At 42.0% G+C, this 25,734-nt stretch carries 21 protein-coding genes, 15 tRNA genes and 2 rRNA genes; 31 read left to right on the plus strand and 7 right to left on the minus strand.

The annotated features are described in order from the left end of the window. The 17 genes from M3204_RS00005 to M3204_RS00085 form a co-directional block, all read left to right on the plus strand. Positions 1–109 (plus strand): 23S ribosomal RNA (locus tag M3204_RS00005); the annotation flags it as partial. A 143-nt stretch (positions 110–252) separates the two neighbouring features. Beyond that, a 5S ribosomal RNA gene (gene rrf, locus M3204_RS00010) occupies positions 253–368 on the plus strand. 75 nt (positions 369–443) lie between these two features. Next, positions 444–518: transfer RNA gene (locus tag M3204_RS00015), tRNA-Asn, on the plus strand. A 3-nt stretch (positions 519–521) separates the two neighbouring features. After that, positions 522–613: transfer RNA gene (locus tag M3204_RS00020), tRNA-Ser, on the plus strand. A gap of 16 nt (positions 614–629) precedes the next feature. Continuing rightward, a tRNA-Glu gene (locus M3204_RS00025) sits at positions 630–704 on the plus strand. Positions 705–727: 23 nt separating this feature from the next. Beyond that, a tRNA-Val gene (locus tag M3204_RS00030) sits at positions 728–803 on the plus strand. 170 nt (positions 804–973) lie between these two features. Beyond that, positions 974–1,047: transfer RNA gene (locus M3204_RS00035), tRNA-Met, on the plus strand. Between the two features lie 38 nt (positions 1,048–1,085). Further along, positions 1,086–1,161 (plus strand) — tRNA-Asp (locus tag M3204_RS00040). Positions 1,162–1,167: 6 nt separating this feature from the next. Continuing rightward, positions 1,168–1,243: transfer RNA gene (locus M3204_RS00045), tRNA-Phe, on the plus strand. Between the two features lie 71 nt (positions 1,244–1,314). Beyond that, a tRNA-Tyr gene (locus tag M3204_RS00050) sits at positions 1,315–1,399 on the plus strand. 8 nt (positions 1,400–1,407) lie between these two features. Beyond that, positions 1,408–1,481: transfer RNA gene (locus M3204_RS00055), tRNA-Trp, on the plus strand. An 11-nt stretch (positions 1,482–1,492) separates the two neighbouring features. Then, a tRNA-His gene (locus M3204_RS00060) sits at positions 1,493–1,568 on the plus strand. Positions 1,569–1,607: 39 nt separating this feature from the next. Continuing rightward, a tRNA-Gln gene (locus M3204_RS00065) sits at positions 1,608–1,682 on the plus strand. A 6-nt stretch (positions 1,683–1,688) separates the two neighbouring features. After that, a tRNA-Gly gene (locus tag M3204_RS00070) sits at positions 1,689–1,763 on the plus strand. 9 nt (positions 1,764–1,772) lie between these two features. Then, positions 1,773–1,847, plus strand: a tRNA-Cys gene (locus M3204_RS00075). Between the two features lie 43 nt (positions 1,848–1,890). Then, positions 1,891–1,975: transfer RNA gene (locus M3204_RS00080), tRNA-Leu, on the plus strand. 52 nt (positions 1,976–2,027) lie between these two features. Beyond that, positions 2,028–2,101 (plus strand) — tRNA-Gly (locus M3204_RS00085). Between the two features lie 201 nt (positions 2,102–2,302). Here M3204_RS00085 and M3204_RS00090 read toward each other — a convergent pair. Next, positions 2,303–2,971, minus strand: a complete 669-nt coding sequence (locus tag M3204_RS00090) for a B3/B4 domain-containing protein (RefSeq protein ID WP_251476816.1) — start codon at positions 2,969–2,971, stop codon at positions 2,303–2,305. Positions 2,972–3,071: 100 nt separating this feature from the next. Here M3204_RS00090 and queG point away from each other — a divergent pair, with 100 nt between their 5' ends. From queG to yhbH, 7 genes are all read left to right on the plus strand, one after another. Further along, positions 3,072–4,229 (plus strand): tRNA epoxyqueuosine(34) reductase QueG, encoded by a 1,158-nt coding sequence (gene queG, locus M3204_RS00095; RefSeq protein ID WP_251476819.1) that lies wholly within the window; start codon positions 3,072–3,074, stop codon positions 4,227–4,229. A gap of 90 nt (positions 4,230–4,319) precedes the next feature. Next, complete coding sequence (locus M3204_RS00100; RefSeq protein WP_251476822.1) at positions 4,320–5,207, plus strand: amidase domain-containing protein; 888 nt, start codon at positions 4,320–4,322, stop codon at positions 5,205–5,207. Positions 5,208–5,348: 141 nt separating this feature from the next. After that, positions 5,349–5,828, plus strand: a complete 480-nt coding sequence (gene trmL, locus M3204_RS00105) for a tRNA (uridine(34)/cytosine(34)/5-carboxymethylaminomethyluridine(34)-2'-O)-methyltransferase TrmL (protein ID WP_251476825.1) — start codon at positions 5,349–5,351, stop codon at positions 5,826–5,828. Between the two features lie 244 nt (positions 5,829–6,072). Continuing rightward, positions 6,073–6,822 (plus strand): oxygen-insensitive NADPH nitroreductase, encoded by a 750-nt coding sequence (nfsA, locus tag M3204_RS00110; RefSeq protein WP_251476827.1) that lies wholly within the window; start codon positions 6,073–6,075, stop codon positions 6,820–6,822. Between the two features lie 336 nt (positions 6,823–7,158). Beyond that, a complete protein-coding gene (locus M3204_RS00115) occupies positions 7,159–9,054 on the plus strand; it encodes a PrkA family serine protein kinase (RefSeq protein ID WP_251476830.1) in 1,896 nt (631 codons plus the stop codon). A gap of 87 nt (positions 9,055–9,141) precedes the next feature. After that, positions 9,142–9,318, plus strand: a complete 177-nt coding sequence (locus M3204_RS00120; protein ID WP_251476833.1) for a hypothetical protein — start codon at positions 9,142–9,144, stop codon at positions 9,316–9,318. 271 nt (positions 9,319–9,589) lie between these two features. Beyond that, positions 9,590–10,756 carry a sporulation protein YhbH gene (yhbH, locus tag M3204_RS00125; protein ID WP_251476835.1) on the plus strand — a complete coding sequence of 389 codons (1,167 nt, stop codon included), beginning with the start codon at positions 9,590–9,592 and terminating at the stop codon, positions 10,754–10,756. A 58-nt stretch (positions 10,757–10,814) separates the two neighbouring features. Here yhbH and M3204_RS00130 read toward each other — a convergent pair whose 3' ends face one another. The 3 genes from M3204_RS00130 to M3204_RS00140 all read right to left on the minus strand — a co-directional run bounded on the left by M3204_RS00130 (position 10,815) and on the right by M3204_RS00140 (position 13,198). Continuing rightward, on the minus strand, positions 10,815–11,732 hold the full coding sequence (locus M3204_RS00130) for a diacylglycerol/lipid kinase family protein (protein WP_251476838.1): 918 nt from the start codon (positions 11,730–11,732) through the stop codon (positions 10,815–10,817). A gap of 143 nt (positions 11,733–11,875) precedes the next feature. After that, positions 11,876–12,085, minus strand: coding sequence for a YgaP family membrane protein (locus tag M3204_RS00135; protein ID WP_353056021.1), 210 nt, complete (start codon positions 12,083–12,085; stop codon positions 11,876–11,878). Between the two features lie 285 nt (positions 12,086–12,370). After that, on the minus strand, positions 12,371–13,198 hold the full coding sequence (locus M3204_RS00140; RefSeq protein ID WP_435367714.1) for a C39 family peptidase: 828 nt from the start codon (positions 13,196–13,198) through the stop codon (positions 12,371–12,373). 322 nt (positions 13,199–13,520) lie between these two features. Between M3204_RS00140 and M3204_RS00145 the strand changes: the two genes are divergently transcribed. From M3204_RS00145 to M3204_RS00165, 5 genes are all read left to right on the plus strand, one after another. Further along, on the plus strand, positions 13,521–15,038 hold the full coding sequence (locus M3204_RS00145) for a glycine betaine uptake BCCT transporter (RefSeq protein ID WP_251476840.1): 1,518 nt from the start codon (positions 13,521–13,523) through the stop codon (positions 15,036–15,038). Between the two features lie 540 nt (positions 15,039–15,578). Further along, a complete protein-coding gene (locus M3204_RS00150) occupies positions 15,579–16,517 on the plus strand; it encodes a sugar-binding transcriptional regulator (protein WP_251476842.1) in 939 nt (312 codons plus the stop codon). A 254-nt stretch (positions 16,518–16,771) separates the two neighbouring features. After that, positions 16,772–17,986: a NupC/NupG family nucleoside CNT transporter gene (locus tag M3204_RS00155; protein ID WP_251476843.1), complete on the plus strand. Its 1,215-nt coding sequence runs from the start codon at positions 16,772–16,774 to the stop codon at positions 17,984–17,986. A 519-nt stretch (positions 17,987–18,505) separates the two neighbouring features. Then, positions 18,506–19,681, plus strand: a complete 1,176-nt coding sequence (locus tag M3204_RS00160) for a glucose-1-phosphate adenylyltransferase (protein ID WP_251476844.1) — start codon at positions 18,506–18,508, stop codon at positions 19,679–19,681. A gap of 203 nt (positions 19,682–19,884) precedes the next feature. After that, on the plus strand, positions 19,885–20,640 hold the full coding sequence (locus tag M3204_RS00165) for an NRDE family protein (protein WP_251478067.1): 756 nt from the start codon (positions 19,885–19,887) through the stop codon (positions 20,638–20,640). A 42-nt stretch (positions 20,641–20,682) separates the two neighbouring features. Here M3204_RS00165 and M3204_RS00170 read toward each other — a convergent pair whose 3' ends face one another. The 3 genes from M3204_RS00170 to M3204_RS00180 form a co-directional block, all read right to left on the minus strand. Continuing rightward, on the minus strand, positions 20,683–21,651 hold the full coding sequence (locus M3204_RS00170) for an NAD(P)H-dependent flavin oxidoreductase (protein WP_251476846.1): 969 nt from the start codon (positions 21,649–21,651) through the stop codon (positions 20,683–20,685). A gap of 165 nt (positions 21,652–21,816) precedes the next feature. Continuing rightward, positions 21,817–22,647 (minus strand): aldo/keto reductase, encoded by an 831-nt coding sequence (locus M3204_RS00175; RefSeq protein WP_251476848.1) that lies wholly within the window; start codon positions 22,645–22,647, stop codon positions 21,817–21,819. Between the two features lie 309 nt (positions 22,648–22,956). Then, positions 22,957–23,427 carry a hypothetical protein gene (locus M3204_RS00180; protein ID WP_251476850.1) on the minus strand — a complete coding sequence of 157 codons (471 nt, stop codon included), beginning with the start codon at positions 23,425–23,427 and terminating at the stop codon, positions 22,957–22,959. Positions 23,428–23,836: 409 nt separating this feature from the next. Here M3204_RS00180 and M3204_RS00185 point away from each other — a divergent pair, with 409 nt between their 5' ends. Together M3204_RS00185 and M3204_RS00190 are read left to right on the plus strand one after the other, a co-directional pair. Then, positions 23,837–24,682, plus strand: a complete 846-nt coding sequence (locus M3204_RS00185) for a DegV family protein (RefSeq protein WP_251476852.1) — start codon at positions 23,837–23,839, stop codon at positions 24,680–24,682. Positions 24,683–24,811: 129 nt separating this feature from the next. Then, positions 24,812–25,720: a Gfo/Idh/MocA family protein gene (locus M3204_RS00190; RefSeq protein ID WP_251476854.1), complete on the plus strand. Its 909-nt coding sequence runs from the start codon at positions 24,812–24,814 to the stop codon at positions 25,718–25,720. The last annotated feature ends 14 nt before the right edge of the window (positions 25,721–25,734 follow it).

Genomic DNA, 25,734 nt, shown 5'->3' on the forward strand with positions numbered 1-25,734 from the left:
TAGCGCAAGCTAGTAAGAACCCTGAAAGATGATCAGGTTGATAGGTCAGAGGTGGAAGCGCGGTGACGTGTGGAGCTGACTGATACTAATCGTTCGAGGACTTAACCAAAATAGATTACTCGTTTCTTCTGAATTCTTCTTACACATTATCTAGTTTTGAGGGAATAAAGTTTTTTGCACAAGCAAAATAACTAAAATTTCTCTTGCAAAATGCATAAAAGGCAGTATAATAGATATTGTCTTTAAAAAATGTCTGGTGACGATAGCGAGAAGGTCACACCCGTTCCCATACCGAACACGGAAGTTAAGCTTCTCAGCGCCGATGGTAGTTGGGGGTTTCCCCCTGTGAGAGTAGGACGCCGCCGGGCAGGATGCATTTTACATCCTATGTAACATTTTCTTAGATACGGATCGTGAATCCAAGTCGGAGAAATCATTATTATTCCGCAGTAGCTCAGTGGTAGAGCACTCGGCTGTTAACCGAGCGGTCGTAGGTTCGAATCCTACCTGCGGAGCCATTTGGAGAGCTGTCCGAGAGGTCGAAGGAGCACGATTGGAAATCGTGTAGACGGTTACCGCTGTCTCAAGGGTTCGAATCCCTTGCTCTCCGCCATAGCAATTTTATATCTGGCCCCTTGGTCAAGCGGTTAAGACACCGCCCTTTCACGGCGGTAACACGGGTTCGAATCCCGTAGGGGTCACCACTATTACAAAATGTTATATAAATGGAGGATTAGCTCAGCTGGGAGAGCATCTGCCTTACAAGCAGAGGGTCGGCGGTTCGATCCCGTCATCCTCCACCATTACAACTTAATGGTTAAAATATTATTGTCGCGGGGTGGAGCAACGAGCGTTACTTCACTGTATGAACTGCGAGTTGTACCGATCGAGCAGCAGCTTGAATATGCTTCATGAGATCGGGACAGCAATTGCTCTCAAGGAGCATAAACAAAACGATATTATTTATTACCGTCGCGGGGTGGAGCAGCCCGGTAGCTCGTCGGGCTCATAACCCGAAGGTCGCAGGTTCAAATCCTGCCCCCGCAATTAAGTTATTTTCAAGTAATACACTTGGAAATATCTTTGGTCCCGTGGTGTAGCGGTTAACATGCCTGCCTGTCACGCAGGAGATCGCCGGTTCGATCCCGGTCGGGACCGCCAGTTTGTGGCTCAGTAGCTCAGTCGGTAGAGCAAAGGACTGAAAATCCTTGTGTCGGCGGTTCGATTCCGTCCTGAGCCACCATTTATATAATCCCTGGTTATTCAGGAAACATGATTAAATGGGTTTTTCTTGAATTAGAATCATGTTATAATGGAGGGGTAGCGAAGTGGCTAAACGCGGCGGACTGTAAATCCGCTCCCTCAGGGTTCGGCGGTTCGAATCCGTCCCCCTCCACCATTTTCTTTAGGGGTATAGTTTAAAGGTAGAACGAAGGTCTCCAAAACCTTTGGTGTGGGTTCGATTCCTACTACCCCTGCCAATTTTATAATGGCGATTGTGGCGAAGTGGTTAACGCACCTGATTGTGGTTCAGGCATTCGTGGGTTCGATTCCCATCAGTCGCCCCATTATAATCACATATTCAGTAGTAATTGAATACTATATATTGGGCTATAGCCAAGCGGTAAGGCATCGCACTTTGACTGCGACATGCGTTGGTTCGAATCCAGCTAGCCCAGCCATTTTTTGCGGAAGTAGTTCAGTGGTAGAATACAACCTTGCCAAGGTTGGGGTCGCGGGTTCGAATCCCGTCTTCCGCTCCAAAAATATATGGCGGCATAGCCAAGTGGTAAGGCAAAGGTCTGCAAAACCTTTATTCACCGGTTCAAATCCGGTTGCCGCCTCCACTAGATTATTAGTGGCAGCAAAAAAGCAAGAACATCTTAATATGCCGGTGTGGCGGAATTGGCAGACGCGCACGACTCAAAATCGTGTTCCTTCTGGAGTGTCGGTTCGACCCCGACCACCGGTACCACTTTTATTATAAACAGGGTTTCCTGTTTTCTTTATTTCAAATAGATATGTATGCGGGTGTAGTTTAGTGGTAAAACCTCAGCCTTCCAAGCTGATGATGAGGGTTCGATTCCCTTCACCCGCTCCATACATACGTGACTAACGCAGCATTTCGTTTCTCGAAAACGAAGTGTTGCGTTTTTTATTTATATAAATCAGTCTAAGACGTAATCGATATCTTCTTTTGGATACTTAATATTGAGGACAACGAGATTTTGGTCGCCAATTGATCGGATTATTTGAATTGCAGCATGAAAAATCACTATTATGCCAAAAGAAAAAGGATGCATCAGCATCCCACAATTTTATATGAGCCAGAACCTCCATGGATTTGGGTGAACATCTTCATCAATGATTCGGTCATTTTTTGTTTGCTTTCTTGAGTAGATGATGGACGCAGATAGATGATTTGCAACGCGTTTGATGTTTCTTCGGTTACAGCGGTCCTTTCTGAATCAACGAATGGGCTGCCGAAGGGGCCGAGGTCATCAGCTGAAACAATCAATTTTTCTAAGTTATTAGGTCTGCCATTCAGGCCTGCATACTCTTCGTTGTCATTGCCTAGTCTTAATTCGACATTACCATTAAGTTTATCCCAATCATACACTCCAATGGGAATCTGGTATTCAAGCGAGAAGAAATTATTTAAATCAATTGCGCTATTTACGGACTGAAGGTAATTTTGCTTTGCGATTCTGCGATAGAGGGCTTCGGCTGAGTGTCTGTACCGGTTGGGATCTTTTCCGGTAGTCTTGAAGATGCTTCGCCATTCTTTGATGCCATCGAGATCTGTGACATTTTTTTCTAAAAGATCGAAATATATGGACTCCTGGAAAAGCTGGAGTCTGCCTTTTAACATTTGCGGCGAGGCACCAACCTGAATGTCCTTATATTCGATGATGCCGACTGAAAATGCTGGGACGAGCTTGCATATATTGCTTGATATTTGAATTTCCATTGATTCCACCTCCAAAACTGCTTTAAAATAGTTTATCATAAAAGTAATTTGCTTTTAAAATTTATGGATTTATATATATCAATGAGAAAGGAGGTACCACGTGAATACTATTAACCTGAAGCAAGACATCATTGCCTATAGCAAGACGATCGGAATTGATAAAATTGGTTTTGCTGCACCTTCGACCTTTGAGGAAATGAAAATTCGGTTATATAAGCAGCAGGAGCTTCAATATCAATCAGGCTTCGAAGAAAAGGATATTGAAAAGAGGACGGAGCCTTCATTGATTTTTGACGAGCCCAAGTCAATTATTTCAATTGCGCTCGCTTATCCTTCCAAAATGAAAACGACGGTTCTCAGCAAGAAGGGTGATAGAAGGGGGATTTTCTGCAGGGCCTCTTGGGGCACAGATTATCATACTGTTCTCAGGGACAGGTTGAAAAGGCTTGAAACGTACATTGCTGAGAAAGTCCCGGGTGCGAAATTCAAGTCGATGGTTGATACTGGGGAACTGGTTGACCGGGCTGTGGCAGAGAGAGCGGGAATCGGCTGGAGCGGAAAGAACTGTTCAATTATTACGCCTGAATTCGGATCGTATGTTTATCTTGGTGAAATGGTTACCAATATCACATTTGAACCAGATACTCCAATGGAAGACCGCTGTGGGAGCTGCAATAAGTGTGTGGAGGTATGTCCAACAGGCGCGCTTGTGCAGGGAGGTCAGCTTGACGCTCAACGATGCATTGCCTTTGTGACCCAGACAAAGGGCTTCCTTGCTGAGGAGTTCCGAGAGAAGCTTGGCAACCGTTTATACGGCTGCGATACTTGTCAGACGGTATGCCCAGAAAACAAAGGGAAGGATTTTCACTTTCATCCAGAAATGGAGCCTGATCCTGAGATTGCCAAGCCGCAACTGAAACCTTTGCTGACGATCAGCAACCGTGACTTCAAAGAAAAGTTTGGCCATGTATCTGGCTCTTGGAGAGGCAAGAAGCCAATCCAACGCAATGCGATTATTGCACTGGCACATTACAAGGATAATACTGCTATCCCTGAGTTAATCAGCGTAATGAAGGAAGACCCTCGTCCGGTATTAAGGGGAACAGCTGCCTGGGCACTTGGCAAGATAGGCGGACCTGAAGCTTTGGCTGCATTGAATAGAGCAGCAGATACTGAAAAAGATGGAGAAGTGCTTAACGAAATAAGCAAAGGGCTCAAGTTCTTCAGGGATGACAGTGAAACCAACATTACTGTTTAAGAAAGGATGGATTAAAAAAATCCATTCTTTTTTTTATGCCTTAAATCCCAAGTCATTTCATAAATATGTATGGTGAAGGGAGAGATGAGCATGCGTGAACAATTGCAGGATTTACTTGAACAGCGTGTCCTTCAATGTGTTTCTATGCCCCGCAATTTACTGCATGAATGTCCTGAAATCGAGAAGAAGAAGCAGAGCTGCGCTAATAGATCTGCTGAAATAGTAAAAGCGAAAGCAAAAGGAAATATTGAAAAGAAAATTGAAAATAAGGATAATGCAACTGTTTTGTATTCTGTACACTTTCAATACTTGATCAAGCAGCGTGGCTTATTTTACTTGGAAGAGGAAGTGGAAAAGAGGCAGGCCGAATTTTATAAGGGAATTCTTGTTAAAGATCAGAAACTTAACGAAATATCGCCTGCCAAAGAGCATGGAGCAGGCATCCCTGCGTTTGCGGACCAAGAAAATGAGCATCATCATAGGAAGGGATTTCGATATGATAGGCTAAAGGCCGTTCAATATGCTGAAAGATGGTGGAATGAATTCAACCCTGCATATAAAAAGTTTGAAGTTGATTGTACGAACTATATTTCACAATGTCTCCATACCGGGGGAGCTCCGATGCGCGGATTTCCAAACAGAAGCAATGGCTGGTGGATGCAAAACGATAATTGGAGCTTCAGCTGGACAGTAGCCAACGCGATGCGCTGGTATCTCCCCGCCTCAAAATTTGGGTTAAAGGCAAGAGAGGTGGACAGTGCAGAGAAGCTAAAGCTGGGAGATGTTATTTGCTATGATTTTCAGGGAGATGGACGTTTCGATCATACGACTATTGTTACAGGTCATGATGCCAGCGGAATGCCACTCGTCAATGCCCACACGTATAACAGCCGGATGAGGTATTGGGCTTATGAGGATTCAACAGCTTATACTCCGAATATTAAATATAAATACTTTACGATTACTGATGATCAATAAAACATTTGTCTTTTCCAATCCTAAAGGGAAAAGTACTTTCATTAGCGGACTGAGTTTGAACATAGCTCGTCCGCTTTTCTTTTGTAGTGTCTGTTTGTAGTGGTATAATAGCCTTTAGAGTTTTTATTAGAGGTGAAATTCATGGCATTGCATGTTGTATTATACCAGCCGCTCATTCCAGCAAACACAGGAAATATCGCACGTACATGTGCGGGTACGGATACCGAACTCCATTTGATCAGGCCATTAGGTTTTTCGACTGACGATAAAATGTTGAAGCGCGCAGGTCTGGATTATTGGGAGCACGTAAAGATCCATTATTACGATTCGCTCGAGGATTTTTATGGTCAGAATCAGGGTGGGGAGTTTTTCTATGTAACGAAATTTGGCAAGAAGGCTCACTCTGATTTTGATTACAGTGCTAATGTAAAGGACTACTTCTTTATTTTTGGCCGTGAAACAACAGGGCTTCCTAAAGAAGTGATTGATGAGAATATCGAGAGATGCCTGAGGCTGCCGATGAATGAGAACATTCGCTCATTGAACTTATCTAATACAGCAGCGATATTGATATATGAAGCGCTGCGCCAGCAGGACTATCGGGATTTGCGGAAATATTGAGGAGGCCATATTGCCGGTCTCCTTTTTGGCATTAGTCAAATGGCCCAATTACCTTCCATTTTGAAACCACCTAAGGGATATCAACCATAACTGGAAGGTTCTATTCACGTTATTGGAGTGGTAAAAAGCAAAGCCAGAAGGTTATGATGAGTATTATTTGTTAAACCACTCAAGTTGGAAAAAAAGAATTGCAGGAGGTTGCAGTGGTATTACGCAATACATAATCCTTAAAGGAGTAGATATTATGAATCAGGTTATCGAAACGATTCTCGAGCATCATTCTGTCCGCAAATTTAAAGACAAGCTTCTAGAGCGGGAGCAAATTGAAACGATTGTAAAAAGCGCGCAGGCTGCTTCTACTTCAAGCTTCATTCAGGCATATTCCATTATTGGCATCACTGACCAGCAAAAGAAGGAGAGGCTGGCCGAAATTGCCGGCAACCAGCCCTATGTAGCGGAAAATGGCCATTTCTTTGTTTTTTGTGCAGATCTTCATCGGCATAAAATAATAGGCAATATAGAAAATGCCAATCTGAATGAATCGATCGAAAGCACAGAGAAGTTTATGGTGGCATTGATCGATGCAGCACTGGCTGCCCAGAATGCAGCGGTAGCAGCCGAATCGATGGGACTTGGCATTTGCTACATTGGCGGAATCAGAAACGATCTGGGTGCAGTGAAAGAGGTTCTGAAAACTCCGGAGTACGTAGTGCCGCTTTTTGGACTTGCCGTAGGCTATCCCGACCAGGAAACAGATATAAAGCCGCGTCTGCCGCTTGAACATGTATATATGGAAAATCAATATGAGCAGAACCGGAATGTATTTGAGGATCAGCTTAGGGATTATAACAAAACCACTTCTGATTATTATCGCGCGAGAACAGAAGGCAAACGGGAAGATACATGGACTGGGCAAATGGCCAAGATGCTTGGGCGTAAATCAAGGTTGTATATGAGGGAGTTTGTCGAAAAACAGAACTTAAATAAAAAATAAGCTTCAAAAATAAAAAGCTGCCATTGGCAGCTTTTTATTTTTTCGTGATTCCCGGCTTATCATCGTAACCTGCAGTGAATATTGCAGATAAGAAAGCAGCAGTTACACCCAGAATTAATAGCAATTTCATGTATGTAAGCCTCCCTTTTAATCGATTTTGTCCATATAGGACTTATTATAGCCTATTAAGTGACAACTGTGAAGGAATGGCCTCATTTTTTGTGAGGAGAAATAAAAAAGGACAATCATCGGGACTGAACGTTTACGCATGTTCAAATTGTTTGCTGCATAGAATTTATTAATCGTCTCTTGATAACGCGACATGGGGAGGTCCATATGGATATTTTAAAAAAGATTGAGTTGTATCGCCAGGATGAAGAGAAGCTGAAGTGGGAAGGGACGTTCAGGGAGTACCTTGAAATTGTGAAGGAACAGCCATGGGTTGCTCAATCGGCACATTCGCGTGTGTATAATATGATCAAAGATGCTGGAATTGAAAGCGAAAAAGGCAAGAAACGCTATTCCTTCTTTAATGCCCAGCTGTTTGGGCTTGAGGAACCGTTGGAGAGGCTTGTAGAAGAGTATTTCCATCCAGCGGCAAAAAGGCTTGACGTCAGGAAGCGGATCCTGCTTTTGATGGGACCCGTTAGCGGCGGGAAGTCTACTCTGGTAACAATGCTGAAAAGGGGACTTGAGGCGTATTCCCATACAGACAGAGGAGCGATTTTTGCCATTAAAGGATGCCCAATGCATGAAGATCCGCTCCATATGATTCCGCACCATCTTCGTAAGGATTTTTATGACGAATACGGTATCCGCATTGAAGGCAATCTGTCGCCGCTTAATATGATGAGGCTTGAACAGGAGTATGGAGGAAGAATTGAGGATGTGATCGTTGAACGGATTTTCTTCTCAGAGGATAAGAGAACGGGAATCGGGACATTCAGTCCTTCTGATCCGAAATCGCAGGATATTGCGGATTTGACTGGAAGTATCGACTTCTCCACGATTGCGGAATTTGGATCTGAATCCGATCCACGGGCCTACCGTTTTGATGGTGAATTAAATAAAGCCAATCGCGGTATGATGGAGTTCCAGGAAATGCTGAAGTGTGATGAAAAATTCCTCTGGCATTTGCTGAGCTTGACGCAGGAAGGCAATTTTAAAGCGGGAAGGTTTGCGTTAATTAGTGCCGACGAGCTTATTGTCGCGCACACAAATGAAACGGAATACCGTTCATTTATCTCAAATAAAAAGAATGAAGCCCTGCATTCACGTATTATCGTCATGCCGATCCCATATAACTTAAAGGTGTCCGAAGAAGAAAAGATCTATGACAAAATGATTCGTGAAAGTGATGTAAATGACGTCCATATCGCTCCGCATACATTAAGAGTAGCTGCGATGTTCACGATTCTTACCCGCCTTAAGGATCCGAAGAAAGGCGATATCGACCTGATCAAGAAAATGAGGCTGTATGACGGCGAGAACGTTGAAGGCTATAACAATGCCGATGTTGAAGAGCTGAAGAAAGAACATCAGGACGAAGGCATGAGCGGAATCGATCCACGTTATGTCATCAATAGGATATCTTCTACTATTATCAGGAAAGAAATAAAGACAATTAATGCGCTGGATGTCTTAAGGTCGCTTAAAGAAGGTCTTGACCAGCATCCATCGATTACTTCAGAGACAAGAGAACGCTATCTGAACTATATTTCACTTGCGCGTAAAGAGTATGATGATATTGCGAAGAAAGAAGTTCAAAAAGCATTTGTATATTCGTACGAGGAATCTGCAAAGACACTTATGGATAATTATCTGGATAACGTTGAAGCCTACGCTAATAAAGCCAAAATGCGTGATCCGCTCACAGGTGAGGAAATTAATCCGGATGAGAAGCTGATGCGTTCTATTGAGGAGCAAATTGGAATCTCCGAGAATGCGAAAAAAGCATTCCGTGAAGAGATTCTTATCAGGATTTCCGCTTATGCGCGAAAAGGAAAGAGATTTGATTATAACTCTCACGACCGCCTGCGCGAAGCCATCCAGAAAAAGCTGTTCGCCGATCTTAAGGATATTGTTAAAATTACAACTTCTGCAAAGACTCCTGATGAATTGCAGTTGAAGAAGATTAACAATGTCGTTGCTAGGCTGATCGATGAGCATGGATACAACTCCACTTCAGCAAACGAGTTGCTGCGCTATGTTGGAAGCTTGTTGAATAGGTAAAACCAGAAGGCCTGTATCAGTGATGCAGGCCTTTTCTGGTTTATTAATGGAGTTTTGAGGGAATAGTACAGGCATGAGGTGATAAGAATGAGTAATAAAGAATTGCCGAAAAACTATGTCCCTAAAAATAGTTCCATGGCCCGTAATGAGGAAGAGATGGAGAATTTAGGTAAACAGATGGAGCACCGCCGTACTGGTGAAGTTCTTAAGGAAGAATATGATAAAGTACAGGATCCGGTTCAATTTGAAAAGGATAAAGAATAGCCTTCGCTGAAAAGCGGAGGCTATTTTTTTCAAAAGGATCTGTTACATAATAATGTTAACGGACAACAGAGTTTCCAAGAGATTTGCATAAAATAGGCTTGTCCAGCCGGTTTAGAATAGATAATTGTCAAAATTATTTGTAAATTATTCCGGCTTGCTGCATAAGATAGAGTAATTACAATTCCCTATTGGCCAAAAGCCATCGGGATATTGTATGACAGAAAATTCTATTGTGTTACAGTCAATTGACAATTAAAAGGAGGGGTTAAAAATGACCGATGAGAGTAGTCACCAGTTTGTGATTTCCCAGGAAGATTGGTCCCTCCACCGCAAAGGACATGATGACCAGCAGCGCCATCAGGAAAAGGTGCAGGAAGCAATCCGCAACAATCTGCCTGATTTGATCACAGAAGAAAACATTATCATGTCCAACGGCAGGGATGTCGTAAAGATTCCGATAAGGTCACTGGATGAGTACAAAATCCGTTATAACTATGATAAGAACAAACATGTTGGCCAGGGGAACGGCGACAGTAAAGTGGGAGATGTCGTTGCACGTGATGGATCCGGGCAGCAGGGCCCAGGAAAAGGGCAGGGCGCTGGAGACCAGGCCGGTGAAGATTACTATGAAGCAGAAGTTTCGATGATGGAGATTGAAGAAGCGTTGTTTAAACAATTGGAGCTGCCAAACCTTAAGAAGAAAGAGCAGCAGGAACACCTCGTGGAAAATATCGAATTCAATGATATCAGGAAAACAGGCTTAATGGGCAATATTGATAAAAAACGGACGATGATGACTGCTTATAAGCGGAATGCAATGACCGGAAAACCAGCATTCCATCCGATTTACAAGGAAGATCTTAAGTTTAAGACGTGGAATGAAGTCGTAAAGCCGGATTCCAAAGCTGTAGTCCTGGCAATGATGGATACAAGCGGCTCGATGGGATTATGGGAAAAATACATGGCCAGAAGTTTTTTCTTCTGGATGACTCGTTTCCTTCGATCGAAATATGAAACTGTCGAAATTGAATTCATTGCCCACCATACTGAAGCAAAGGTAGTATCTGAGGAAGACTTTTTCTCCAAAGGCGAGAGCGGCGGAACGATTTGTTCATCCGCATACCGAAAAGCATTAGAACTCATTGATGACAAGTACAATCCAAGCAAGTTCAATATTTATCCATTCCATTTTTCCGATGGTGATAACCTGACCTCCGATAATGCCCGCTGTGTGAAATTAGTTGAAGAGCTGATGAAGGTCTCCAATATGTTTGGCTATGGAGAAGTTAATCAGTACAACCGCCACTCGACCCTAATGTCCGCGTATAAAAACATTAAAGATGAAAACTTCCGTTACTTTATCCTCAAGCAGAAAGCCGACGTATTCCATGCGATGAAGAGCTTTTTCAAACAAGAAGAAAATAAGATGTATGCATAACCAAAAAATCGGCAGGTCAGGACCTGCCGATTTTAATTTTTCTCATGTTAAAGTTTTTTTAGTTTTGGTACTGGGGTCTTAATATTGAAAAATGATGTTTAAGAACAGTAATTTGACTGGGAGTTTTCATATATACTTCTCCATCCATATCCGCGTCCATATCTTTTGGAGTTAAGACTGTAATGGACCTGCCCCTGTAATGGTCAATTTCCTTGCATGATTGAATATCCTGGGTAAGATTCAATGTTGAGATTTCCTTAAGCAGCGACAGGTTGATGTTATTAACGATCAGGATTTCGGCTAAACCATCATCATATTTTACAGACTGGAATGGCAATGAATTAGTTCCAATGAATTCTCCATTTGAAACAAGGATCATCAGTGCCTCGCCGGTAATTTTTTCTCCGTCAATATCCAACTCATATTCAAACAGATCCATTTCTCTTAGCGTTCTAAATGCACTTAGAAGGTAGCTGATTTTTCCGAACCGATCTTTTTCAGTCTGTTCGATATTAAGAGATGCTTCTGCGATTAAGCCGACTCCCCAGAAATTCAAGCTGAATTGGTCATCAACTTTCAATACATCTACTGGCACTTCTTCTCCATTGATGATTTCTTCTGAGGCCCTTCTAATATCCTGATTAATCTGCAAGGTCCTGGTAAAATCATTACATGTTCCACCAGGGAGAATGCCGATTACCGGACGTTTGTCCAAGTTGGCGAGCCCGTTGATACATTCATGAACGGTACCGTCGCCTCCGAGAATAATGACTAAGTCGACATGAGGCCCATGAATCTTACAAAGCTCCCGTGCGTGCCCTGGTCTATTAGTTTTATGTATCGAAAGGTTTTGAATGCCTGATAAAAGAATTGGGACTGAAGCCCCGATTAAATGTTCAATATCCTTTTGGCCAGCATTGCCGTTATAGATTAACAGTGCACTTTTATACCTCACCCTTGACCACTTCCTAGACATGATATCAATATCCTATTTTTATACCCTTAATTTATATTTTTCACTCCTTTTTTATTTGTGACGCTTGTTATTAGAATTTGCGAATTTTAGAAATCAGATATTAAAAAAATAAAAAAAGCCAGCCGTTGCTCGGCTGGTTTCTATCATGAATTTTTTGCTTTATTTGTATTGAAGCCTAGTAACGTGTATAGCGGACAGAATTTAATAACGGAAGTCAGAACAAGGATAATTCCAACAATACCTATATATTTCATTCCACCGTCTAACAGAAAGAAGGATGATAAAAGCGCTAATCCCAGAATGATACGAATGATTTGATCGATTTTTCCAATATTGTTATTCAATAAAAACACCCCATTTAACTTATTCTATAAGTTAAATATAGCTCTTAATGTCATAATCACCTGTGACTTTTCACACTCTTTCCCTCAGGGAGCTGAGTATACTCAGCGATCCAGATTCACAATCTCAGCGTGATCATTCATCTTCAGCTATTTCCAAAAGCAGGTTGCCATTATGTAAATCCACGTGATCCTCCATTCGAACCTAAAAATAAACTTTACCCATAATGAAATTTGAATACCAAAAGGAGTACCGTTATAAATGGCACTCCGCAAGTCTTACGTATTATTAATCTATCATTTTACAATCCCGATCGCCTGGCTGCCCATCTGTACCCATGCCTGTTCAAATGCTTTTCGGGGAACTGCTATATACGGGCCGTTTGCAAGCGGATCGTTAATATAAATGGATTGTTCATCGTAACCTACAATTAGAACACTATGCTCTTTGTAAGTGATTTTGACTTTTCCGGTGTTTGTATCCCAAACGGTTAACTCGGATTCTGGAAGCGGCGCGAATGTTGAGTTTGTTATGACCCAAGCAGGTGAGCCGCTGTCAATCATACTGTATACAGCATCCACCGTCTGGCCTGTTATATCTTTGATTTTGCCGGGCAGGTAATTCTCCGCAAGCTTCGCTATTGGGCCATGGTAAACCCCGTATCCCGATTTGCTGAATGTATAGATATCGCCGACGAACCCATCATATGGGTTGCCGCGAACATAATTTGCGTCGCGGAAAGGAACCTTATGTATTTGCTTTGCCAATGTCATTTTATCGGCTGCTATTCCTTCATATTGAAGAAGCATCGCTAAGCTTGTTACTTCACAGCCGCGTTGTAATTCAGGCAGCTGACTTATGTGAGGGACACCATCAATTATTTTCTTATCGCCGTCGTTTGCTTTTTCGTCAGTTTTTGAAGAAATTGGAGTTTTTCCGAGGCTTCCTTCGTCCATAGGTTCCTTCGTAACAATCTCAGCTTCTGTCCGTGTAATTTTCGGTGCTTCTGCAGCCTGAGTCTCAGCTGTTGGATTTTCAATTGATCGAATTTTCTCGGCTCCCAGAAAGGTGATCAGGAATATTGAGGCAAATGATAATGTTCTGATAAGAATCTTTTTATTCAAAGTATCTGCTCCTAACATAGCGCGAATTGCTTATGTACCTCAGCTGGTATGCTTTTTAACAATTTTAAACAAGATTCGACATGAATTCAATAGACTAATAGCAACATTCTAGGAATCTATTGGGAAAATACTGTTTTAGACATGAAATTGCCCCTGTCTTTCTTTTGGGACTACAAAGTTTGCGACGTCATAGAACATTATTTTGCAGGAAAATGGGAATACTACATCTGTTATAAGTACTTTCTTTTTTTAAAAGCGATGTATTTATGTTAGGGTATTAAAGTGTTAAATCAGTTAGAAATAAATAGAAGGGAGTTTTTAGATGAAGAAAGATTCATCAGTATTTTACATATCGACCGGGATTCTGCTGTTGATGGTCCTGTTTGGCGTATTTGTTCCTGAGACGCTGGAAACTGTCACTGCTAATGTACAAGCATTCATAACTAATTCTTTTGGTTGGTATTATCTAATACTTGTATCGCTTATTGTTCTTGTTTGTCTTTATTTCTTGATCAGTCCTTTAGGAAGAATCAGGCTGGGCAGACAGGATGACCGTCCTGAATTTTCGACACTGACATGGTATGCCATGCTGTTCAGCGCCGGCATGGGTATCGGGCTTGTTTTCTGGGGAACTGCGGAGCCTATCAGCCACTACATGATATCCACGCCAACCGGGGTTGAGCCAGGCACAAACCAGGCAATCCGTGATTCGATGAGATACACATTTTTCCATTGGGGCGTCCATGCATGGGCAATCTATGGGATTGTAGCGTTAGTATTAGCCTATTTCAATTTTAGACATGGAAAGCCAGGTTTGATCAGTGCGACCCTTGAACCTGTTTTGGGTGACAGGATAAATGGGACTACAGGGAAAGTGGTCGACATCATTTCAGTTGTCGCAACTGTAATTGGTGTAGCAACTACTTTAGGATTTGGAGCTGTACAAATAAATGGGGGACTATCTTACCTATTTGGAATACCTACAGGTTTTATGACTCAATTGCTGATTGTCCTGATCGTAACTGTATTATTTATGATTTCAGCGTGGACAGGATTGGGGAAAGGAATCAAAATTTTAAGTAATGTGAATATGTTGCTAGCTGGATTATTGCTTTTATTCATGTTAATTCTAGGCCCGACACAATTCATCTTGAATTTGTTTACCAATACCATTGGTTCATACCTGCAAAATTTACCGGCCATGAGCTTCCGGATTTCTCCTTTGAATGAGGAGATTCGTACATGGATTAACGGCTGGACAATTTTTTACTGGGCATGGTGGATTGCCTGGGCGCCTTTTGTAGGGATTTTTATAGCTCGAGTTTCTAAAGGGAGAACGATCAGGGAGTTTGTATTTGGCGTATTGCTCGTCCCGTCCTTGATTGGTTTCCTATGGTTTTCAGCCTTTGGCGGTTCAGCAATAATGATGGAGCATGAAGGAATCGCGAAAATTTCTGAACTGGCAACAGAGGAATCACTGTTTGGTGTTTTTGCTAATTATCCACTAGGCTCATTCTTATCCGTTCTGGCAATGATTCTCGTAGGGACATTCTTCATTACCTCAGCTGATTCTGGTACGTTTGTTTTAGGAATGATGACTACAAATGGGTCCTTGACGCCAGGCAATAAAATAAAATTCATCTGGGGAATCATGCTTGCAGTAATTTCACTTGTATTGCTCTATTCGGGTGGCTTGCAGGCATTGCAAAACACAATGATTGTGGCTGCTTTGCCATTCTCGATCATTATGGCATTGATGGCGACCAGCTTGATCAAAGCTTTAAACCAGGAGGCGAAGGAACTTGGTATAGGGAAAATCCCTAAGCGAAAGCCTCAATGATTTAGACGGAGAAGGCATCTTCAATAGAAGATGCCTCAGACTGTAGACAAACTCGATGAAAATCGTGTTTGTTTACAGTCTTTTTTTGGTTGGTGCTGGAACGGGGCTGTTGATTTCCGTTCCAGGCGCTTCGCTTTCCGCGGGGCCGGCGCTGAGCCTCCTCGTCGCCGCTGGCGCCTGCGGGGTCTCACCTGTCCGTCTGATCCCGCAGGAGTCTACGCGCCTTCCACTCCAATCAACAGGACTTACGAACTTAACGTGGAACTAAACTAAAGTCTATTTTAAAATAGATACATATAACGCTTGAGGTGATAAAGATGCTTTCGAAAAATAATCCGATCCAACGAGATCAATTAGAGATAGCGGCTTTAGACCTGCTTGAATTTAATGTGTTTGACTAATGTCATAATAACTATTTAACAAATGTAAAGATATGGTGTTTTATGAACATTTTGTTCTTTTTTTAAATGTAAATGTTTTCATTCGTTTTTTTTGCTAAAATGGAATTATTAATTATGTCGTTTCCGAAGGTGATCATGAATGGAAAAAGAAAAGTTATTAAAGGTTATCGAAGCTGCAAAGCTGTACTATTTACTTGATTATAATCAAAATGATATTGCCAAGGAGCTTGGTGTATCAAGGCCGACTGTATCAAGATTCCTGCAGCTTGCAAAGCAGGAGGGCATTGTTGATATCAAAATCATGGACCCGACCGAGGATGTGGAGAATTTATCTGCCCAGCTTGAGCAAAAGTTTGGGTTGAAAAAGGCCATCGTCACGCATATTCCCCAATACGAAGACAGTGTAATCAAAACGTACCTGGGGGAGAAAGCAGCAGCCTTCCTGAATGAAGTGGTCGAACATGACGATATCATTGGGGTCACCTGGGGAACAACACTTTATCATGTTGCCCTTGAATTGAAGCAGAAAGCGTTGAAAAATGTTAAGGTAGTCCAATTGAAGGGCGGAGTAAGCCATTCAGAAACGAATACGTACGCTAACGAAATCCTATATTTGTTCGGTAAAGCATTCAATAGTGCACCGCACCATTTGCCGCTCCCTGCAATTGTAGACCATGTCGTCGTTAAGCAGGCCATGGAGGCGGACAGGCATATTAAAAGAATCCTCGAAATGGGTAAGCAGGCAAACATCGCTGTCTATACGATCGGACCAATTAAATCTGAATCCCTATTGTTCCAGTTAGGTTACTTTACAGAAGAAGACCTTCAAGTAATCTATTCAAAGGCCGTCGGTGATATTTGCTCCAGGTTTTTTGATAAAGACGGAAATGTTTGCAATGAAAACCTTAACGCCAGAACACTGGGCATTGAACTAGAAGAATTAAAAAAGAAAAAGTATTCAATCCTGGTAGCCGGCGGTGCTCAGAAAATCGAAGGTATTTATGGAGCTTTGAAAGGGAAGTATACAAACGTACTAGTAACCGATCAATTCACAGCAAAATTCTTAGTGGATAAATAACAATTTATTTTAAAAACAAGCAAATCCCCTATAGGTCCCCAGCCTTAAGGGTTTTTTTGTCGAAATAGTGAAAAGGGATAAATTTCATTTTACATTTGTTCAAAAACGTATTTACAAAGGTTCTGGGATTTTGATATATTAGCTATAGAAATTACAAGTTAAACAAATGTAAACGTTTTATTGAAATTTTTTTCAGTATAATTGTAAACGTTAACACTTTTTTCAACAAATTAACAACAAGAGGTGGATCATCAATGAATATTTTGTGGGGTTTAATGGGGATTTTGGTTGTATTGGGAATTGCCTTGCTTTTCTCTAATAACCGTAAGTCAATCAATTTACGGACAATTCTTGGCGGGATGGCAATCCAGTTTATCTTCGCTTTCGCAGTTTTAAAATGGGAGACTGGAAAGCTTGCATTGAAGCAGCTGTCACTAGGTGTAAATGAAATCGTAAATTACGCAGATACCGGTGTACAATTCTTGTTCGGTGGATTATTCCAAGCTGAAAATATCGGTTTCGTCTTCGCCTTTCAAGTATTGACAGTCGTTATTTTCTTTTCTTCACTTATTTCTGTACTTTATTACCTGGGAATCATGCAAATCGTTATTAAGTTTTTAGGTGGCGGACTTGCTAAGCTGCTTGGGACAAGCAAAGCAGAATCTTTATCCGCAGCGGCAAATATTTTCGTTGGTCAAACAGAGGCACCGCTTGTAGTAAAACCATATCTTGCAAAAATGACTCAGTCAGAACTTTTTGCTGTTATGGTTGGAGGATTGGCTTCTGTTGCTGGTTCTGTTTTGATTGGATATTCTTTATTGGGTGTACCTTTAGAATACTTGCTTGCAGCAAGCTTCATGGCTGCTCCTGCAGGTTTGGTTCTAGCTAAAATCATGGTACCTGAAACGGAAAAATCTGAGACATCAGATGATCTGCAAATGGAAAAAGATACTGAATCAGTTAATGTGATTGATGCTGCTGCACGTGGAGCAAGCACTGGTCTTCAACTAGCTTTAAATATCGGTGCAATGCTCTTGGCCTTCATCGCTTTGATTGCTTTAATCAATGGTATTCTTGGCGGTATCGGCGGTTTGTTCAATATTGAAGGATTGACTTTAGAAACAATTCTAGGCTTTGTTTTTGCACCTCTTGCTTTTGCAATCGGCGTACCGTGGGAAGAAGCGGTAAAGGCAGGCGGTTTTATCGGCCAGAAGTTAATCCTGAATGAGTTTGTTGCTTACTCATCGTTTGCACCACAAATCGATCAACTGTCAGCAAAAACTGTTGCAATCATCAGTTTCGCACTTTGCGGATTCGCTAACGTATCTTCAATGGGAATCCTGCTTGGCGGCCTTGGCAGCCTGGCTCCTAACCGACGCGGCGACATTGCGAAACTAGGGGTTAAATCAGTTATTGCGGGTATGTTAGCATCATTATTAAGCGCTGCAATGGCCGGAATGCTTCTATAAGTTAAGGAATAAGGAGAGGGACATTAGTCCTTCTCCTTTTTTGCGTATAATTTAATTGAAGATTTTTTATTTTCCAACAACAGTCACATTTGTTTGAAATACCATAAAAATACTTTCGACATGATTATAGGAGAATCGAAAGAGTCCTCCAAAAAATCATAAGTACTTTCCCGTTTACTTTATAAGACGCGCTCATTATGTCAAATGCTGCGATAAAGGGCGAACGATTCTGATTTTAGCCGCTGGATTGTTTTGTTAAAATGAGAAAACGTTGTTCAATAACACTAAAACCAGCATAGGAGCGGATCAGATGGAGCAAAAAACCATTGAAAAGAAGATCGAAAAGCAAGTGCTTTCCTACATAGATGAAAGGGAAGAATGTGAGCAGGAAGAGCTATATTACAAGCTATGGGAAGATGACCGTAATTAATTTACGTTATTGGTTTTTCAAAAATCTTCACGCTGAAGATAAAACCTTAACGAAACTATATTAATACCTACATGTTTGAGGAGGCAGCTATGACAAAGAAACAATGTATTGCCATGCTTTTAGCGGGTGGAAGGGGATCGCGGCTAGGGGAGTTAACACAGTATATTGCCAAGCCGGCGGTTCCATATGGCGGGAAATATCGGATCGTTGATTTTACATTAAGCAATTGCCGCAATTCGGGTATTGATACAGTTGGAATCCTGACTCAATATCATCCTCATGTTTTGCAAAATTACATCGGGGACGGCAAGCATTGGGATTTGGACCATAAAAATGGCGGTGTAACGCTCTTGCCTCCGTATCAATGCGAACTTGGGGAGCGCTGGTACGAAGGTACTGCACATGCGATTTTTCAAAATATGAGATACATTGATAGCTGCGATCCAGAATATGTGCTGGTTATTTCCGGCGATCATATTTATAAAATGGATTACAAGATAATGCTAGACCAGCATATAGCTACAGGAGCAGATGCAACGATTTCAGTGATAAACGTACCGTGGAGCGAGGCAAACAGATTTGGGATCATGAATGTGGAGGATGGCACAAAAAGGATTATTGAGTTTGAGGAGAAGCCGAGAACACCAAAATCCAACCTTGCCTCAATGGGTATTTATATATTCAACTGGCGAGAATTAAAAAGGTATTTGGAGAAAGAAGAAAAAAATATCCACTCCTCAAAGGATTTTGGCAAGGACATCATCCCTGCGATGCTAGAAGAGGGCCGGAAACTTTTCGCTTACCATTTTAACGGATATTGGAAGGATGTCGGGACAATTCAAAGCTATTGGGAAGCAAATATGGACCTGCTTTCAACGGAGACGAACCCAATCCTCCAGCATCCGGATTGGCCGGTATACACGGCAGATTCTCTGCAGCCTCCCATGTATCTGGACGAAGGTGGAGAGCTTCAACAATCACTGGTAAGCGAGGGCTGTGCGATTAATGGCCGGGTAGAAAACTCGGTGTTATTTTATGGGGTAAAGGTAGGCAAAGGAGCTGTTATCAAAGATTCTGTGATTTTGCCAAATACAGTGATAGAAGATAATGCTTTAATCAACAGAGCTGTTATCGGAAGCGACACGGTCGTTGAGCATGGGGTAAAAATTGGTACAGCGCATTCTTTTGGCGAAATCACTTTGATTGGTGATAACAAAAGAATTCATAAAGATATTGAAACAAAAATTAAGCTGAACGCAATTTAACTTTAAGGCACTCTGCCAAAGCAGGGTGCCATTTATTTTTTCATTTGTAAGTTATAATAAAAGAAGGCTGTTTTCGTATATCGAAGACTTTCCCATATACATAAGCTATTTTCGAGTTTTTCCTGAACCAAGAAAGCGTTAGAAAGTGTGTAAAAGGATACGAAAAGAACTTATAAGAAATCTTTGTGAAGGCCGTGATTTTGATGTGTTTAATTTTATTAGCTTACAAAGCCCATCCAAAATATAAGCTGATTGTTGCCGCAAATCGTGATGAAGCATATGGCCGAGCGACTGCGCCTGCAGACTTTTGGGAGGATGAACCTGGACTGCTTGCGGGGCGGGACCTGGAAAAAATGGGGACATGGATGGGAGTGACACGTTCGGGGAGGTTTGCAGCACTGACCAATTACCGTAATCCGAGTGAAATTACAGCTGGCAAACGGACACGAGGAGAGCTAGTTGCAGACTTTTTAAAAGGGATAGACCATCCACATACATACCTGAAAAAAAAGAGCGAGACACGCGCAGAATACCCGGGATACAATCTTTTGGCTGGGAATCTTGATGAGCTGTTCTACTATTCCAATGTAGGTGATACCTTGAAGAAGGTCGAGCCAGGCATTCACGGAGTCAGCAATCATTTACTGAACACAAATTGGCCCAAGGTAGAGCATGGAAAAGAAGGACTTGCCAGGGTCATAGCGGAGGATCAAAAAACGATGGTGGACCAGTTATTTTTCCATATGGAAAATGTGGACCCAGCTCCGGACCACTTGCTGCCATCAACTGGAGTCAGCCTTGAATGGGAGAGGTTATTGTCACCGATGTTTATCAAGAGTGAGGGGTATGGGACGAGAAGTTCGACTGTCATCCTCATGAATGATAAGGAGATCTTCTTCAAGGAACGGGTTTACGCTGGTGAAAAAAGGGCTGACAAGGAATTTTTAATAAGTTTGTAAATCTATAAAAGACAACCCGTTAAAGGTTGTCTTTAAAAGTTTTTAAGCCAATCTTTGATTGCTGGCTGCTTTATATTCCGCTGTTAAATTATCAATAATCTTCTGGACTGGCAATATCTCTTTGATTTCACTTACTCTTGCACCTGCAAACACCAATCCATTTTCAACATCACCGGCAACAGAGGTAAGAAGAGAGTCGAGTGTGCAAAAGCGGTAAGAGCAATTTTTCAGGCAGTCCCTGCACTTCTTGATCCTAAGTTTATCCGAAGTGGTTATTAACTCGGTAAACTTATTGGCAATTGCCCTGCCATGCAGACCAACTGTTGTTTTGACCAGCAAGGTATCTTCAGCAGTTGCCTGAACATATTTTTCTTTAAATGATAAAGGAGCATCACACTCTTCACTGGCAACAAATCGTGTTCCCATCTGGACCCCTGATGCACCCATTGAGATCGCCTTTGCTATATCCTCGCCAGTCATGATTCCCCCAGCAGCTATGACAGGGATCGAGACAGAGTCAACGATTTCAGGCAGGATATCGAAAAGGGGCTTGTCAGTCCCCAGGTGCCCGCCCGCTTCGAAGCCTTCAACAACAACTGCCGCGGCACCGAGGCGTTCAGAGATCTTAGCCAATTTAGCCGAAGAAACAATGGAAATGACCGGTATCCCGGCTTGCTTTCCCCAGGAATACATATCCCGTGAAATCCCTGCGCCAGAAATAATGAAATCTACTTTTTCCTCCAATGCCGTCTTCATTTTCTCGGCAAAATCATTCATAGCGAACAAGACATTTACCCCAATGTAGCCATTACCGTTAATCATCTTCCTAGCTATTCTGATATGGGAACGCAGCTCTTCTACAGAGATTCCAGTACCAGAAATTATCCCTATACCACCTGCGTTTGCTACAGCAGAAGATAATTTGCTGAGTGAAATTCCTACGCCCATTCCTCCTTGCATGATTGGAACCTTTGGAACCATATGACCAATTTTCAGCTGAGGAAACACCATATTATAACCCCTTTCGATTGTTATTCGATTGAAGTGTAACATGAGTGCTAAATAAAAGATGTGATTTTTAGCACCAAGTAATAAAAGTAGGTATAATAATTTGGTGCGTATGCTGAACAACAAAAAAGAACGCAGAGTTGAGCTCCACGTTCTTTAGATTATTAATTAAAAATCAAAATTGTCAGGGTCTGGACCGACACGTTCGTTCTTGTTTAAGCTGTTCAAACCATCCATATCTTCAGCAGAAAGTTCGAAATCAAAGATATCCGCATTTTCGATGATGCGATGCTCTTTAATGGATTTCGGGATTGTTACTACTCCGTTTTGCAGATCCCAGCGCAGGATGACCTGTGCTGGCGATTTCTTATGCTTTTCGGCAATCTCAACGATTGTAGGCTCGGAAAGAAGCTCGCCCTGCTTCAAAGGTGACCAAGCTTCCATCTGGATGCCTTCTGCCTTGCAGAACTCCAGAAGTTCTGTCTGGGCAAGATGCGGGTGGTATTCCACCTGGTTGACCATAGGCTTGATTTCGGCATCAGTCATTAGATCCTTTAGATGATGAACATGGAAGTTGCTGACGCCGATAGCGCGAACGCGTCCATCCTTATAAAGTTTTTCGAGTGCTTTCCATGTTTCTTTGTACTTTCCTGCCACTGGCCAGTGGATCAGATAAAGATCAAGGTAATCAAGTCTAAGTTTTTCCAGGCTGGTTTCGAATGCCTGGAGAGTGGACTCATAACCTTGATCAGAGTTCCATACCTTTGTCGTGATGAATAATTCTTCACGAGGAACGTCTGCTTCCTTAAGAGCCTGTCCGACGCCATCTTCATTCTTATAAACGGCTGCGGTATCGATGCTCTTGTAGCCATTCTTAATCGCTGCCTTTACAGACTCAACAACTTCTGAACCTTCCTTAACCTTGAACACCCCAAGGCCAAACCAAGGCATTTTGACGCCATTATGTAATGTAGTAGTATCCTGTAGACTATTTGGCATACTGAATCCTCCCTTATGTTTTACTGCTTTAATATTTTCTCATAATTCTTCCGTGAGACAAAGAAATTGGTTTGTTAATACAAATTTTACAGTTCTAAAACTGATTGAGGATTGAAGGGATTTCTCTGCCGGCCGATGAAATCAAAGAACAACTTCATCGGCCGGCCCTCCGTGGCACACGATTTGCTAGTCCCGCCAGCCCCAGGACGTAGCGTTTTAATCCGGGCAGCGCTTGTCAGGGCTGACCAAGGCGCTTGCACTTTCCTTACAAGATAAGAAATCAGTTCGAGAAATGTCCCGCTCCAGCGCCTAGCCCCTTGAGTCGCTTGCGCTTTTCTTATCAAGGAACGCTTTTGTGGCCCAAAGCGAAATAAGGAGGACTAGCTCAAATCCATTGGTTGCTGCTTCGCTTTTTAACGGAAGGGGCACAGCGCTCCCAATGCCCATGACGAGAACTCCTATTGCCATCCATTTCCACTTCAGCTTCTTCCACAATATGAGACCGGCGAGAAGCATGACAATTGATACGCCAATGATCATAATCGGCGGATCTTTTGAAACAGCAGGCTCATAGCTCAGTACTCCATATTTTTGCGCGGGCTCGATGGCAATGCCTACTGTGTTTTGGAGCATCTCTGTAATAATCATTGCAACAGTAAGCAAATTAGCTGAAATGAAAGCGACTCTGCCCTTTAACCAATTGATACCTGTCTCGCTTACTGATGCCAACGAAAACAAAATCAGAGCAGGTGTGACTAAAGCGTGAATCCAGTACCGCATAAGATTCAGTCCCCTAAGAAAACTCCCTTCCCCTATGATGCTTCCCAGTGCCAGTACACTGTTGTCATACACTAAGCCGAATGTAACAAGCATCAGAATATTTTTAAGCGTAAAAAATCCTATGCGCGTGGACAATTTCATTCCCAAAAGGAATAAAAACAAATAGGAGAGGGAATATAAAGCGTAGATAAAAGGGTCCATACAAAATTGTCCTCCTGACTTGATCTCTATATACAATTGTTCCCTCGCTTCAAGATCAAAAACATGTGTCTATGTTTTTAACATTTTCATTATTGATATCAAATAAATTGTATTCTTAAAAATTATAGATAGTTTTATAAGCCTTCATCATATATGATGAGAAATGTAAGCATATACAGCCATATTTTGACGAAGAACAGGAGAAATTATGACTACACAAAAAGATATTGCATGGATAACAGACAGTACAGCATCACTTTCAGATGATTTTATTAGGAACAACAATATATATGTAGTCCCATTGAGCATTATTTTCGGCGAAGAATCCTATTTGGAAGGCGTGGATATTACTGCAGAGGATTTCTATCCGAAGCTTGCTGCTTCCAAGGTGCTGCCTAAAACTTCCCAGCCTGCGATTGGGGAATTTGTCGAGCTTTACCAGAAGTTAAAAGCAGAATACAAGCATGCGATTGCAATCCATGCTTCCAGCGCGCTCACTGGTACATATCAATCGTCAGTTGCAGCTTCAAGCATGGTGGATTATAAGGTGGAAGTGATTGACTCTAAAATCGGTTCCTATCCCTTAGGCCGGATGATTGAAAAAGGAATCGAGATGCAAAAAGCAGGGAAGTCATATGAGGAGATTGTCTCCCTTTTGAGAACACTTCCTGATAAGGCGAATCTTTATATGGCCCCGGGCAGTCTTGAGCAGCTTCATAAGGGCGGACGCCTATCAACGACACAAGTTATTATCGGCAGCTTAATCAAGTTAAAGTTGATTGTCAGGTTCGAAGATGGCAAAGTCGTTCTTTTTGATAAAATCAGGACGGAAAAAAAGGTAAAGGAAAGACTGTTCCAGATTCTTGAAGAAGCTTCTTCCAATATAAAGGAAGCAAGTGTCATTCATGGCAATGTAGGTTCAATAGCAGAAGAGTGGCGCGAAGAATTACAGCAGCGATTCCCGCAAATTTCTTTTTCCACGACTATTTTCAGTCCGGTACCAGGTACACATACAGGACAGGGAACGATTGGCCTCGCCTGGATCAGTGAATAAGGCACTTTTCGAAAACTTTGCATCGATAAACAAGGAAGTCAGCATAAACAGCGCTGATTTCTTTTTTTTGTCAAAGACCATGTGTAAACTTAATATAACAAGAAGGACTATTAAAAAGGGGGAAGCGGAATGTTGAAAATAGGCATAATCGGTTTAGGAGATATCGCACAAAAGGCATACCTGCCAGTTTTTGCAGAAAAGGGAGACATAGAATTCCATCTTTTTACCCGCGATCTTTCAAAGCTTGAAGCGATTGCTAAAAAATATCGATTTCCAAAGATACATTCAACCCTTGAAGATGTCATAGCAAGCGGAATAACAGGCGCGTTCGTGCACAGCGCGACCGAATCGCATTACGGAATTGTCAAGAAGCTGCTTCTTTCCGGGATCCATGTATATGTGGACAAGCCGATTGCCTATGAATATGAAATGGCGAAGGAATTGACGGAACTTGCTGAAGAGAAAGGTTTAATTTTAATGACCGGCTTCAACCGGAGGTACGCACCTGTCTATAAGCGATTGGCAGAGCTGAAAGAACCGGATATGGTCATCATGCAAAAAAACAGGCGATCCCTGCCAGGAGAAATACGCAATTTTATATTCGATGACTTTATCCATGTTGTTGATACACTTAGATTCTTATTTCCTTATCCCATCAAGCAATTGAATGTGACTGGAAAGAAACACGGACCATTTTTGAATCATGTCGTGATCCAGCTCATCGCAAATGAGGGAATAGCGGTCGGCATTATGAATCGGGACAGCGGCGTTGTTGAGGAAAAGGTCGAGGTGTTCCATTCCGATGAAAAAAGAACAGCATTGAACGTTTCGGAATTGGTGTTTCAAGAGAATCGAAATGAATCAAAACAAGGCAGCAGTGATTGGGAGCCAACACTTCACAAGCGTGGCTTCGAACAAATTATTTTTGATTTCCTTCAGGCTGTCAGCAATAACTCTTCAACTTTAATATCAGCCGGGGATAGTCTTGCAACTCATAAAATTTGTGAGCAGATTGTCAGGGAAATAGAAGAATTATAAAAATAGAAGCCCCG

This window comes from Mesobacillus subterraneus (assembly GCF_023715485.1).
GTDB lineage: Bacteria > Bacillota > Bacilli > Bacillales > Cytobacillaceae > Mesobacillus > Mesobacillus subterraneus_B.

Coding starts and splice junctions, on each gene's coding strand:
- M3204_RS00120 (WP_251476833.1), top strand. CDS start 9,142: ATGAGTAATAAAGAATTGCCGAAAAACTATGTCCCTAAAAATAGTTCC.
- M3204_RS00175 (WP_251476848.1), bottom strand. CDS start 22,647: ATGCCAAATAGTCTACAGGATACTACTACATTACATAATGGCGTCAAA.
- M3204_RS00170 (WP_251476846.1), bottom strand. CDS start 21,651: ATGGTGTTTCCTCAGCTGAAAATTGGTCATATGGTTCCAAAGGTTCCA.
- nfsA (WP_251476827.1), top strand. CDS start 6,073: ATGAATCAGGTTATCGAAACGATTCTCGAGCATCATTCTGTCCGCAAA.
- trmL (WP_251476825.1), top strand. CDS start 5,349: ATGGCATTGCATGTTGTATTATACCAGCCGCTCATTCCAGCAAACACA.
- M3204_RS00150 (WP_251476842.1), top strand. CDS start 15,579: ATGGAAAAAGAAAAGTTATTAAAGGTTATCGAAGCTGCAAAGCTGTAC.
- M3204_RS00165 (WP_251478067.1), top strand. CDS start 19,885: ATGTGTTTAATTTTATTAGCTTACAAAGCCCATCCAAAATATAAGCTG.
- M3204_RS00190 (WP_251476854.1), top strand. CDS start 24,812: ATGTTGAAAATAGGCATAATCGGTTTAGGAGATATCGCACAAAAGGCA.
- M3204_RS00180 (WP_251476850.1), bottom strand. CDS start 23,427: ATGCGGTACTGGATTCACGCTTTAGTCACACCTGCTCTGATTTTGTTT.
- M3204_RS00185 (WP_251476852.1), top strand. CDS start 23,837: ATGACTACACAAAAAGATATTGCATGGATAACAGACAGTACAGCATCA.
- M3204_RS00145 (WP_251476840.1), top strand. CDS start 13,521: ATGAAGAAAGATTCATCAGTATTTTACATATCGACCGGGATTCTGCTG.
- M3204_RS00155 (WP_251476843.1), top strand. CDS start 16,772: ATGAATATTTTGTGGGGTTTAATGGGGATTTTGGTTGTATTGGGAATT.
- M3204_RS00130 (WP_251476838.1), bottom strand. CDS start 11,732: ATGTCTAGGAAGTGGTCAAGGGTGAGGTATAAAAGTGCACTGTTAATC.
- M3204_RS00100 (WP_251476822.1), top strand. CDS start 4,320: ATGCGTGAACAATTGCAGGATTTACTTGAACAGCGTGTCCTTCAATGT.
- M3204_RS00160 (WP_251476844.1), top strand. CDS start 18,506: ATGACAAAGAAACAATGTATTGCCATGCTTTTAGCGGGTGGAAGGGGA.
- M3204_RS00090 (WP_251476816.1), bottom strand. CDS start 2,971: ATGGAAATTCAAATATCAAGCAATATATGCAAGCTCGTCCCAGCATTT.
- yhbH (WP_251476835.1), top strand. CDS start 9,590: ATGACCGATGAGAGTAGTCACCAGTTTGTGATTTCCCAGGAAGATTGG.
- M3204_RS00115 (WP_251476830.1), top strand. CDS start 7,159: ATGGATATTTTAAAAAAGATTGAGTTGTATCGCCAGGATGAAGAGAAG.